This window comes from Rhizobium sp. RHZ01, assembly GCF_014851595.1.
In the GTDB taxonomy this organism is placed as follows: Bacteria; Pseudomonadota; Alphaproteobacteria; order Rhizobiales; family Rhizobiaceae; genus Rhizobium; species Rhizobium altiplani.
On the sequence record NZ_JACUZZ010000001.1, the window covers coordinates 116,308 to 128,953 of the forward strand.

At 61.0% G+C, this 12,646-nt stretch carries 6 protein-coding genes; 5 read left to right on the plus strand and 1 reads right to left on the minus strand.

Features of this window, described 5'->3' with window-relative positions:
* Positions 1-249 precede the first annotated feature (249 nt).
* On the plus strand, positions 250-5,727 hold the full coding sequence (locus IB248_RS00520; RefSeq protein WP_192239978.1) for an alpha-2-macroglobulin family protein: 5,478 nt from the start codon (positions 250-252) through the stop codon (positions 5,725-5,727).
* Positions 5,724-7,805, plus strand: a complete 2,082-nt coding sequence (gene pbpC, locus IB248_RS00525) for a penicillin-binding protein 1C (protein WP_192239979.1) — start codon at positions 5,724-5,726, stop codon at positions 7,803-7,805. The genes IB248_RS00520 and pbpC overlap by 4 nt, the downstream gene beginning before the upstream one ends.
* A 117-nt stretch (positions 7,806-7,922) precedes the next feature.
* Here the strand turns inward: pbpC and IB248_RS00530 are convergent, their stop codons facing one another.
* Complete coding sequence (locus tag IB248_RS00530; RefSeq protein ID WP_192239980.1) at positions 7,923-8,273, minus strand: VanZ family protein; 351 nt, start codon at positions 8,271-8,273, stop codon at positions 7,923-7,925.
* 266 nt (positions 8,274-8,539) lie between these two features.
* Between IB248_RS00530 and IB248_RS00535 the strand changes: the two genes are divergently transcribed.
* The 3 genes from IB248_RS00535 (at position 8,540) to IB248_RS00545 (ending at position 12,642) form a co-directional block, all read left to right on the plus strand.
* Positions 8,540-8,821: a hypothetical protein gene (locus IB248_RS00535; RefSeq protein WP_192239981.1), complete on the plus strand. Its 282-nt coding sequence runs from the start codon at positions 8,540-8,542 to the stop codon at positions 8,819-8,821.
* 471 nt (positions 8,822-9,292) lie between these two features.
* Positions 9,293-9,685 carry a hypothetical protein gene (locus IB248_RS00540; protein ID WP_169683673.1) on the plus strand — a complete coding sequence of 131 codons (393 nt, stop codon included), beginning with the start codon at positions 9,293-9,295 and terminating at the stop codon, positions 9,683-9,685.
* Positions 9,686-10,131: 446 nt separating this feature from the next.
* Positions 10,132-12,642: a heavy metal translocating P-type ATPase gene (locus IB248_RS00545; protein ID WP_192239982.1), complete on the plus strand. Its 2,511-nt coding sequence runs from the start codon at positions 10,132-10,134 to the stop codon at positions 12,640-12,642.
* Positions 12,643-12,646 lie beyond the last annotated feature (4 nt).

The following is a 12,646-nucleotide window of genomic DNA, read 5'->3' on the forward strand; positions in this document are numbered from 1 at the left end:
AGGCGAATTCGCTCGCCAATAGATCGCTGTTAACGGTAACAAACCGTTAACGACAAATGTGAGGAGCGAGCAGAAGTGGCCGATTGGGAATTCATGGGCCACTCGGATGGTAACCGTGTATAGCAGCGTCCCCAACTATCCTCGCCCACTCTTGGTTCCTTCCGAAACAACGCTCTGGCCAAGTTGACAACCGGTTGTGGAGTGCGGAGAGTGCACTCTGGACCAGCGCCAGTCACCTTGGGGGGACCTATGTCTGTACGCGCGTTTTTCGCCATAGCCGCAGTTGCTCTCGCCTCAATCACTCCAAGCCTTCCGGCATTTGCGGCAGACGCAAAACGTGAAATCCAGACAATCCAGGACGCCGATTACTTCGGCTTCGATCTGCGGACCGAACAGAACCTTACGCTGGATCAATGCAAAACATCCTGCATCGGCGACAAGTCCTGCAAGGCCTTCACCTATAATCCGAAGGTGAAGTGGTGCTTCCTGAAGTCCGACTTCAAGACGATGAACGCCTTCCCGGGCGCTATCGCCGGCAAGATCGTCGAAACTGCCGCCGCAAAGCCGGAGCCGGATATCGGGGCCGCGCCCCGGCTCGGCTTTCTCTCCGGAGATGTGATCCAGCAGGCGCGCGATAACAAGGCCAATCTTGAAGTGGCCGACGACCAGCAGGGCCAGAGCGCCGACAGCCTGATCGCCAACGGCCGTCTCGACCTGACGGCAGGCAATGTCATTGATGCCGTGAAATCCTTCCGAAGTGCGCTCGCACTTTCCCCCGACAATGCCGATCTTTGGCTGGAAACGGCGCGCGCCGGTGACAGCTTTACCAAGACCGACGACAACGATGGCAGCGAGATCTACGGACAGGCTGTGCTGGACGCGGTCAATGGCTATGGGTTGACACGAACAGCCTCGGCCCGTGCCGAGGCGCTCTCCGTGCTTGCCGCCGCGCTCGACAAGAACACCAGCTATCGCGCCGCACTCAATGCCTACAAGGCAAGCCTGGCACTCGTGAACTCGAAGGAGGTCCAGGCGGCCTTCCTGCAGCTGAAATCGACGCAAGGATTTCGCATTACCGAGCATACTGTCGATGCCGATAGTGCAAATCCCCGTATCTGCGCGACATTCTCCGAAACCCTGGTCAAGACGCAGGACTATACGCCCTTCGTGACGCTCAACGGTGCAGCCCCGAAGGCGCTCGAGACCAAGGACAAGCAGGTCTGCATCGAGGGGCTGACCCACGGTGAAAATTACAAGATCACGTTCCGCACCGGCCTGCCCTCTTCGGTCGACGAAGTGCTTGAGGCCCCCGTCAGCCTCGATATCTACGTCAAGGACCGCACAGCCAGCGTACGCTTCACTGGCGACAGCTTCGTTCTGCCGTCGACGGCCCGCCGCGGGATCCCGATCGTTTCCGTCAACATGCCTTCCGCCAATCTGAAGCTCTATCGTATCGGCGATCGCGGCATCGCTCCGCTTTTGACGAGCTCGCAATTCCTGACGCAGCTCGACGGATACAGCGCACAGCGCATCGAAGACGAGAGCGGCGAACTTGTCTGGCAAGGCTCGATCGAGATGACCAACGACCTCAACAAGGATGTCGTCACCAGCTTCCCGGTGGATGAGGCGCTGCCCGAGCGCAAGCCTGGTGTCTATGTTCTGACGGCAACGGCGCCAAACGCCCCGGACCAGGATTGGAATGCGCAGGCGACGCAATGGTTCGTGGTTTCCGATATCGGCATCACGACATACGCGGGTACCGATGGCCTCAACGTCTTCACCCGCTCGCTCGCCTCGGCAAAGCCGATTGCCGGCGTTGAGCTCCAGCTCCTGGCGAAGAACAATGAAGTACTCGGCACGGCAACGACCGATGAGAACGGTCGGGCGACGTTCACTGCCGGCCTGATGCGTGCGACGGCTGCCTTGACACCGGCTGTCATCACCGCCAGGAAAGGTGGCGCCGACTATGTCTTCCTCGACATGACGCGCGCGGGCTTTGATCTCTCCGATCGCGGCGTCACCGGGCGTGCTTCTCCCGGTGCCATCGATGTCTTGAGCTGGACGGAGCGCGGCATCTACCGCGCTGGCGAGACGGTGCACGCCGCTGCCCTTGCTCGCGATACCGATGGCAAGGCCATCGAGAGCCTGCCGCTGACCTTCATCTTTCTGCGCCCCGACGGTGTCGAGGACCGGCGGATCGTCAGCCAGACCAGCAATGTCGGCGGTTATGCCATCGACCTGCCCGTTCAGGAAAATGCCATGCGCGGCACCTGGACGATGAACATTCACACCGACCCAAAAGGCTCGCCGATCGCGACAAAAACCTTCCTGGTCGACGACTTCGTGCCGGATCGCACCGACATGGAGATCAAGACAGAGGCGAAGGTTATCGGTCCGGAGACGTCAGCGACAATCAACATATCAGGCAAGTATCTCTATGGCGCACCGGCAGCGGGGCTGTCGCTCGAAGGCGATGTCGTGATCAAGCCGACCCGCCAGGCGGACGCCTTCCCGGGCTATTTCTTTGGGCTTGCCGACGAGGAAGCCAGCGAAGAGACGCGCCAGACCATAGAAGGCCTGCCCGACCTCGACGAAGATGGCGAAGGTATCACCGACCTGACTGTCGGCGATCTGCCGGCGACGACGCAGCTTCTGAACGCCACGGTCTATATCCGCATGCAGGAAGCCGGTGGCCGCGCCATCGAGCGTTCGCTCGTGCTTCCCGTCAAGAACCAAAGCCCGATGATCGGCATCAAGCCGGAATTCTCCGGCGACCTTGGCGAGAATTCGATCGCGAACTTCACCATTATCGGCGTTGATGCAGACGGGGCGAAGCAGGCGATGAGCGGCCTGCGCTGGAAACTCTACAAGCTGAACCGCGACTATCAGTGGTATCGCGATGGCACGGCCTGGAAATACGAGCCGATCTACACCGCCGAGCAGGTTGCCAACGGCAATGTCGATGCGTCCCTGGACGGAGCGAAGATATCGTCTCCCGTCGCCTGGGGGCGCTACCGCCTCGAGGTCGAAAGCACGCAGACCGACGGCCCCGCTTCGAGCGTGGAATTCGATGCGGGATGGTTCGTCCAGGCAACGTCGACGGAGACGCCTGACGGGCTTGAGATCGCGCTCGACAAGGAGAGCTACAGGATCGGCGAGACGGCGAAGCTGAAGGTCTCATCGCGCTACGCAGGCGAATTGATGATCGCGGCCGGTACGGAAACCCTCGTGGCCATCCAGAACGCATCCATTGGCGAGAACGGTGGCGAAGTCGATATTCCCGTCACTTCAAATTGGGGGGCTGGCGCCTATGTCACCGCGACATTGTTCCGCCCCGGCGATGCTCAGGACAGCCACATGCCGATGCGCGCGATCGGCGTGAAATGGCTGAAGGTCGATCCGGCGGAGCGGGCATTGCAGGTAGCGATCGATGCGCCGGAAAAGATGCTGCCGCGCGCACCGCTGCCGATCACCCTTGCCGTTGCCGGCGCGGGCGCCAACGAGGACGCCTATGTGACGGTTGCGGCTGTTGATGTCGGCATTCTCAATCTGACCCGCTACGAGCCACCAAACCCTGAAGACTGGTATTTCGGCCAGCGCCAGCTCGGTCTCGAAATTCGGGACCTTTACGGACGGCTGATCGATGGTTCGCTCGGCACTACCGGCAAGCTGAGGACCGGCGGCGACGGAGGCGCTGTGGCTCTTCAGGGAAGCCCGCCGACGCAAAAGCTGGTTGCCTTCTTCTCAGGCCCGGTGAAACTGGATGCCGAGGGCAAGGCGAATGTGAGCTTCGATATTCCCCAGTTTAACGGCACTGCCCGCGTGATGGCGGTCGCCTGGTCGAAAGCCGGCCTTGGCCATGCGACGAAGGACGTCATCATTCGTGACCCTGTCGTGGTGACGGCGAGCCTGCCGGGCTTCCTCGCCCCCGGAGATACCTCCGAGCTTCGGCTCGATATCGCCAACACGGACGCGCCGGCAGGCGACTTCAAGCTGACCGTTGCTGGCAACGATGCCGTGCGCATTGGCGAGGCGTCACAGACTGTTCATCTCGAGGCCGGCGCCAGATCAGCCGTGACACTCGCTGTTACTGGTACGCAACCGGGCCATGGCAGCGTTTCGATCAATCTCGCTGACGCGGCCGGCCTGTCGCTGGATCAGACGGTTGACGTCCCTGTTCGACCAGCAGTTCTGCCGATGACCGAACGCCGCGTCCTGGCGCTCAATCCAGCCACCAGGCTGACCGTCGACAAGGCATTGCTGGCAGACAGCGTTCTACAAGGCGCCTCCGTCAGCGTCAGCGTTACGCGTTCGGCCGCCTTCGACATTCCAGCTCTGCTGATGTCGCTCGACCGCTACCCATTCGGCTGCGCCGAGCAGACGACCAGCCGTGCCCTGCCGCTGCTCTATCTGAGTGAGCTTGCCCATGAGGCCGGTCTGGAGGATGACGCCGACGTCAAGAAGCGCGTTCAGGACGCAATCTACCGCGTTCTTTCCTATCAGGCGTCCGCCGGAAGCTTCGGTCTCTGGGGACCGGATAGCGGCGACCTCTGGCTCGATTCCTATGTCACCGATTTCCTGACCCGCGCACGCGAGCAGAAATACGACGTCCCGGATCGGGCATTCGCGCAAGCTCTGGAGAACCTTCAGAACGCGCTGAGCTATGACGTCAATGTCAAGGATCAGGGCGACCAGATTGCCTATGCGCTCTACGTTCTCGCCCGCAACAAGAAGGCCGCGATCAGCGATCTTCGCTATTATGCCGATACGATGATCAACGACTTTCCGACGCCGCTCGCAAAGGCGCATATCGCAGCGGCACTGGCGCTCTATGGCGATGCGACGCGATCGAAAAACATCTTCGTTGACGCATTGCAGATGTCGGAACAGTCCATGGTCACGCGCGTCAATCTTTCGAGAACGGACTATGGCTCGATCCTGCGCGATGGTGCCGCAATCCTTGCTCTTGCCGCCGAAAGCCGTCCGGTCCCGCCGGTGGTTCCGGAATTGGCCAAAGCGGTCGCCAAGGAATGGAATCGCAGCAAATACACAAGCACCCAGGAACAGGCCTGGATGCTGCTTGCCGCGCGCTCAATTCAGGGCGGTGATGACTCTATCAAGATCGACGTCAACGGCGCGCTGCACAATGGCGCCTACATGGCGAAGATGACCGGGGATGCCTTGATGGGCAATGCGCTCACGCTCACCAACCAGACCGGCGAGCCTGTCTCGGCGGTGGTGACGACATTTGCTGCACCTGTCGTGCCGCCGCCCGCCGGCGGTGACGGCTTTGCCATCGAGCGCACCTACTACACGATGGATGGCGAGCAGGCGAATGTGACCGAAGCCAAGCAGAACGAGCGCTATGTCGTTGTGCTGCACGTCACGGAAAGCAACAACTGGCCGTCGCGGATCGTCGTGACGGACCTGCTTCCGGCCGGTTTCCAGATCGACAATCCGAACCTGGTCGACAGCGCCCAACTGACGAACTTCGACTGGATCGGCGAGGTGACGGCGGCCCACACCGAATTCCGCAATGACCGCTTCGTGGCCGCGTTCAATCGGTCGGCGGACGACAATCGCGAAATCAATGTCGCCTATGTCGTGCGCGCCGTGACCCCAGGCACCTACGATCATCCGGCCGCCGTCGTCGAGGACATGTATCGACCGCAGCTCTCCGCACGCACCGCGACCGGCAAGATGGAGGTTACCGCAGCGTCGAAATGAGACTTGCAACGAAGCTCGCGATCGGAGGTGCTGCCGGGATCATCCTTGCCGGCACCGGGTTGGTCTTGCTTGACATCGCCGACCGGGCCTATCCGCCGCCGCTCGACAAGGCGGAAACGGTCTCTGCGGAAGTGGTCGATGCGGATGGTCAGTTGCTGCGTGCCTTTGCAACGCCCGAAGGCCTCTGGCGTCTGAAAACCACAACCGCCGATGTCGATCCACAATTCCTCAAGATGCTAATCGCCTACGAGGACCGGCGTTTTTACAGCCATGCCGGTGTCGATCTTCAGGCAATGGCACGTGCCGCCCTGCAGTTCGTTACCAATGGCCGCATCGTCTCCGGTGCATCGACGCTGTCGATGCAGGTCGCCCGGCTGATCGAGCCGCGTCAGGGCCGCTCGCTGTCGGCAAAGCTCCTGCAGATGGCACGCGCCATCCAGATCGAGCGGCGGCTATCCAAGGCGCAGATCCTCGATCTCTATCTCACCCATGCACCCTATGGCGGCAATCTCGAGGGTGTACGGGCTGCGAGCCTCGCCTATTTCGGCAAGGAGCCGCGGCGGCTGACGGTCGCGGAAGCCGCTCTCCTCGTCGCGCTGCCACAGCTGCCTGAAAAGCGTCGCCCGGACCGCAACCTCGCGACAGCCGAGATGGCGCGCAAACGGGTGCTAGAGCGTGTCGCGGTCGCCGAGGCTGTCGGTGAGGGTGAGGCGCCGCGTGCCGAAATCGTGCCGGTGCCGTCTCAACGCATGCAGCTTCCGGCCCTTGCAGCCCATGTTGGCGAGGTAGCACGACGCAGGGACCCGAAAGCACGGCAATACGAGACGACCCTGAAGAAACAGGTGCAAGCAGGATTGGAGGCCGTTGCGCGCGCCTCCGCATCGAAACTGGGTCCGAAGCTTTCAATTGCCATGGTCATGGCCGATGCACAAACGGGCGACATTGTCGGCGAGGTCGGCTCTGCCGACTACTTCGATGCCAGCCGTTCGGGCTGGATCGACATGGCGCGCGCCAACCGTTCGCCAGGCTCCACGCTGAAGCCATTCATCTATGGCCTCGCATTCGAAGAAGGCCTTGTCAGCCAGGAGACGATCATCGAGGACCGACCTGCCGATTTCTTCGGCTATCGGCCCCGGAATTTCGATATGAGCTATCAGGGCGACGTTACGGTGCGCGAGGCGCTGCAATTGTCGCTGAACGTCCCGGCGGTGAAGCTGCTCGATGCAGTCAATCCGGCCAAGCTGCTGATCCGTTTTCGCCGCGCCGAGGTGCGTCCCCTGCTGCCCCCGAACGAAACGCCCGGGCTGGCAATCGGTCTCGGCGGCCTCGGCATCACGTTGAAGGATCTGGTCCAGCTTTACACGGCGCTTGCCAATCGCGGCCAGCCTGTTCGCATCGGCGATGGCGTCAGCGACCGCCCCGGCAAGATCGATGGCGAGGGAATGCTTGATCCGGTGGCCGTCTGGAATGTCGCTGATATCCTATCGGGCGTCATTCCACCGGCCGGCGCTCCGAAACGCGGGATCGCATACAAGACCGGCACCAGCTACGGCTATCGCGATGCCTGGTCCGTCGGCTACGATGGGCGCTATGTCCTCGGCGTCTGGGTCGGGCGCCCTGACAATGGCGCTGTCCCGGGATTGACGGGTTACGGCACTGCCGCGCCGATCCTCTTTGAAGGTTTCGCAAAGTCAGGGATTGCGACGACGCCCCTCCCGCGCCCGCCCTTGGGAGCAATACGGATCGCCCAACCAGAACTGCCGATCAGCCAGCGTCGCTTTGCCATCAATCCAAGCGGCCTGCTGGCGACCACAGGCCGTGAACCGGCGCCGCAGATCGTCTATCCACCGGAGGGCGCACATGTCGACCTTGGGGCGAAGAGCGGCGATCTCTCGCCGTTGATGCTGAAGCTGCAGGGCGGACGCGCGCCCTTTCGTTGGCTCGCCAATGGCAAGCCTTTGCCCGATATTTCCCGGCGCCGCACCAATCAGTGGGTGCCGGACGGCGGCGGCTACTCAAAGCTCACGGTGATTGATGCCATGGGCCGGGCCGCAAGCGTCGGCGTCTTCATCGACTGATCATCTGCAGAGAGATCCGTCATATTTTCTTCACGTATGCCGAACCCAGAACGCGTTGACGGCCCAGGCGTGGTTCGCCGAACAATCTGGATAACCATCGCGGTTCGTGAGACTAATTCAGTCCGCGCGCGGCCGGAGGACCCAGTTTGCCGCATACCCCAGGCCCACGCCAATCGCTGCACCGACCGCTTTTACAGCAGCGTCCTCAAGCCGTGCATGCCGGGTTGGTGAAAGATACTGCAGGAACTCTATTGCGGCCGCTCCGAATATGACCAGGACAGCGCAAACCCAAAAACGGCGGGGATAGGCTACGACGAACAGGAAAGCCATTGTCGTGAAGGCGAGTGCCCGGTCATCGCGCACGGACATGACGTCGTGCGGTCGCAGACCGATCGGCGAAACAGTCACAAACAGGATGGCGGCAAGCGATAACCAAGCGGCGATCTTCAGGAGTCGGTCGAGAAGCATGTACCCAGGATAGCGAAGTGCTCCGGCTGTATCCAGTCGGGTTGGTCGGCTAAACCATGCATTTCATTGCACCAACAGGTGTTTTTGCCAACTGGATGGAGAATTCCGGCTTCGAGCATGGCGGCGCTACGGGATATGTTCTCTTTGTTTTAATATTACTACATCTGAATGTACAACTTTTGAGCGATAAAATCGGCCAATTTGGGAAGTAGCGCGTTCCACCCCACACGTTCAGAATTGCAGGTGTCTACAAATGGGGATTGTCGATGGCTGAGGAATATAGTCTCCGTACTGAAGACTCAGGTTGGTCTATCATCGATCGGGCGACGCACGAGCCAGCGCGCCTGGACGGTATCCCGCTGTCTGCGATGGATGCCGAGGAAGCCAAGCACATGTTGGCCATTCTCAGAGGCATTGATCGCGTGCGGACAGCTTCAAAAAGAGCGGCATCATTCGCGAACAAGAAACGCGCCAATGCGGGCCAAACCGCGGCAAGTCCTCAAATCAACGCAGATTTTGGAATGTTGAGACCCTTCAGAGGCGACTGAGCGCGCTGCGGCAGCTGCAGGCAGATATGCGGACGAGCATGAGATGAAGTCGGTGAGCCAATCGACTGAAACGTCGATGGATCGTCAGATCGCGCGAAGGAAGCTGCCATTTTCGTAGGTAATGAAACAGTCGTAAAATAAAGCCCGAAACATGTGACTTACGAAGTCTCTTCCCACTCGGACCCTTCGGTTTCAGTGCGCCAGCCTAGAGATGCGACCCCATCAGCTTTGACCGGCCGATGCTGGTTGGCGCAGAGCGTGGCGATACGAGCGCGCAGGGCCACGGAATGTACTTGCCTGTGGCTACACCCAACGGAGTACGTGCCATCAAAGGGAAGTTGCGACACTATTGGATCATACCAGAACGATCGGTTGTCTTGGATACCCCATCACTCTTCGTCGGCTTTTCCTTGTTTGCGTCGTCGGCAAGCCAAGTCTGCATCCCGCAGTGCGATCAACAGGGACGTGAACATGAACAACAGCAAAGAACCTCAGTGGGAGCTCGACGACGAGTTCAAGACGTTAATGATCACGTTTCCGACAGATCCACCCGTCGCTTTCGTGCTTGACACCGAGGCCGTATCAAAGCTCATTGAAGGCGCCGGCCAGATCAGGGCGGAGATGCCGCCGCCTCACGACGAGACCTGGGAAGGTGGGCAAATGGTCGACGCCGTGCTTGATCCACGCTGGTACTCGGAAGCCGACGCATTGCTTGGCGAACCGCTTCTGCACATTCGCGATCCTCGCTATGGATGGCTGCACTACGCCCTGCCACGAGAGTCTGCCAGAGCGCTTGGAACTCTTCTGATCCTTCAGGCTGATGAGGGCCCGGCGGACGATCAGGAGCAGCCTCGCAAGAACTGACCTCCTGACCAAATGACGGGCCTCGATACTACTTTTTCCTGCGATGCGACCCTTAGCCGGATGTGGTGTTATGTCTCGCAGGATGCGGAATTTGTTACTAGTCATATTTCAAAATCGGCCATTATCTCATGCAAGGCCTGCCTCGCGGCAGGCCTTTTTGTTTCACGACGCCGTTTCTTGAGGCGATGATCAGGGGCGCGCCGACCGCAGCCTCAACTGTCGCGACCGCTGTCTTTGCCGTGAGGCGGTCCGCTACCCGGGTCATGTTTTCCGTTTCGCCCGGGCCCCCTGACGACAGGCGGGTCAGAAGCACTTCGACGGGCGGCCGCAGGTCCGATTGCGCTATTCTATCCACATTCGTCGCTGCGCAACTTTCCCCTTGACCTTCCAGTTGCTGGAAGGTTCATAAGGATGTCTAATGCCGTATCAGGGCAAAGGAGAATCGCATGGATAGCACGCACGACCATCATAACCACGGGCATCATGGCCATGACCACCATGAGTACGGGGCGCCCTCTGCGGACGACGTGGTGCGCGATCCTGTGTGCGGCATGACGGTCGATCCCGAGGCAGGCAAGCCCTCGCTCCGGTATGACGGGCATGCCTATCATTTCTGCTCGGAAGGCTGCCGGCGAAAATTCGAGGCTGCGCCACAAGACTACCTGACAGCGAAGGATCCTGTGTGCGGCATGAGCGTCAACCGGGCGAACGCCCGGCATTTCCTGAAGCACGAGGGCGAAAAGTTCTATTTCTGCTCGGCCGGCTGCAAGGCGAAGTTCGAAGCCGATCCCGCATCCTACCGCGATGGAAACCGGCCCGCCCCAAAGCCGATGCCGAAAGGGACGCTCTATACCTGCCCGATGCACCCCGAGGTCATCAGCGATCATCCGGGCGACTGCCCGAAGTGCGGCATGGCCCTGGAACCGATGGGTATTCCACCTGTCGATGAAGGTCCCAACCCCGAACTCGTGGATTTCACCCGCCGGCTCTGGGTGAGCGGTGTGCTCTCGATCCCGCTGCTTGCAATCAGCATGGGGCCGATGATCGGCCTGCCACTGCGTGACTGGATTGGAGAGCCGCAGGCGACGTGGATCGAACTCGTTCTTGCGACACCTGTGGTCCTTTGGGCCGCCCTGCCCTTCTTCCGCCGCGCCTGGGCTTCGCTTGTCAACCGCAGCCCGAACATGTGGACCCTGATCGGCCTCGGCGTCGGGACGGCGTATCTTTATAGTGTCGTGGCGGCGATCCTGCCCGGCATTTTCCCCCACACTTTCCGCGGCCATGGCGAGACGGTTCCTGTCTATTTCGAGGCCGCCGCCGTCATTGTCGCTCTGGTATTCGTGGGTCAGGTTCTGGAACTGAAGGCCCGCGAGAAAACCGGTTCGGCCATCCGTGCATTGCTTGATCTTGCGCCGAAGACCGCGCGCCGCATCAACGAGGACGGTTCTGAAACCGACGTACCGGTCGACGATGTCCGGGTTGGCGATCACGTGCGAGTTCGCCCGGGCGAGCGCATCCCGATCGACGGATCCGTCAGTGAGGGGCAGTCGACGGTCGACGAGTCGATGATAACTGGAGAACCCATCCCGGTCGAAAAACAGAAAGGCGACGCGGTTACCGGCGGTACCATCAACAAGAATGGCACACTGGTGATGGTGGCAGAAAAGGTTGGCGCCGACACGACCCTGTCGCGCATCGTCGACCTGGTCGCAAAGGCACAGCGTTCGCGCGCGCCGATCCAGGGCGCAGTTGACCGCGTTTCTGCCGTCTTCGTACCCGCCGTCGTTGCCGCGGCTGTCGCTGCCTTCGTTGTCTGGAGCCTTGTTGGCCCCGAGCCGCGCATGGCGCATGCGCTGCTCGCCGCCGTTGCCGTGCTCATTATCGCTTGCCCATGTGCGCTCGGTCTTGCGACCCCCATGTCGATCATGATCGCGACCGGGCGCGGCGCTCAGGAAGGCGTTCTCATCAAGGATGCAGAAGCGCTTGAGCGCTTCGCGCGCGTCGACACTCTGATCGTCGACAAGACAGGCACGCTGACAGAGGGAAAGCCGAGGCTTACGGATGTCGTCGCGCTTGGCGGCATAGGAGAGGTTCGCCTGCTGCAGCTGGCCGCCAGCCTGGAGCGTGGATCCGAACATCCGCTGGCCGAGGCGATCCTATCGGGTGCCGAGGAGCGTGGCATTGAGCTCAGCGATGTCACCGACTTTGAAGCACGAACGGGCAAGGGTGTCGTGGGCAAGACCGGCGGGATAGTCGTTGCTCTCGGCAACGCCGCAATGATGGATGATCTCGGTATGGACGTCACGCCGCTCGCCGAGCAGGTTCGGTCACTGCGCGACGAGGGCAAGACGGTGATGTTCGTCGTCATCGATCAAGGTCTCGCCGGTTTCGTGGCCGTTGCCGACCGGATCAAGCCAACCACGGCGGCTGCGATAAAGGCGCTGCACGAGCACGGCCTGAAAATCATCATGGCCACAGGCGACAACGAGCGCACTGCGCGCGCCGTTGGAAAGAGCCTCGGCATCGACGAGGTGCGCGCCGACATCCTGCCCGAAGGCAAGAAGGCTCTGGTCGACGAATTGCGCGGCAAGGGTGCCGTGGTCGCAATGGCAGGCGATGGCGTCAACGATGCACCTGCGCTTGCGGCAGCCGATGTGGGTATCGCGATGGGCACCGGTGCAGATGTGGCCATGGAGAGCGCCGGCCTGACCCTGGTCAAGGGCGATCTGACGGGGATCGTGCGCGCCAGACGCCTTGCCATGGCCACCATGCGCAACATCCGCCAGAACCTCGGCTTTGCCTTCGGTTATAACGCACTCGGCGTGCCGCTCGCCGCTGGCGTGCTCTATCCGGTCTTTGGATTGCTGCTGTCGCCGATGATTGCCGCGGCCGCCATGAGCCTGTCGTCCGTTTCGGTCATCACCAACGCGCTTAGGCTGCGGCTCGCCAAACTATAGGAGA

Bases quoted from the DNA above. Each gene is read 5' to 3' on its own strand.
- IB248_RS00520 (WP_192239978.1), top strand. From the start codon at position 250: ATGTCTGTACGCGCGTTTTTCGCCATAGCCGCAGTTGCTCTCGCCTCA.
- pbpC (WP_192239979.1), top strand. From the start codon at position 5,724: ATGAGACTTGCAACGAAGCTCGCGATCGGAGGTGCTGCCGGGATCATC.
- IB248_RS00530 (WP_192239980.1), bottom strand. From the start codon at position 8,273: ATGCTTCTCGACCGACTCCTGAAGATCGCCGCTTGGTTATCGCTTGCC.
- IB248_RS00540 (WP_169683673.1), top strand. From the start codon at position 9,293: ATGAACAACAGCAAAGAACCTCAGTGGGAGCTCGACGACGAGTTCAAG.
- IB248_RS00545 (WP_192239982.1), top strand. From the start codon at position 10,132: ATGGATAGCACGCACGACCATCATAACCACGGGCATCATGGCCATGAC.
- IB248_RS00535 (WP_192239981.1), top strand. From the start codon at position 8,540: ATGGCTGAGGAATATAGTCTCCGTACTGAAGACTCAGGTTGGTCTATC.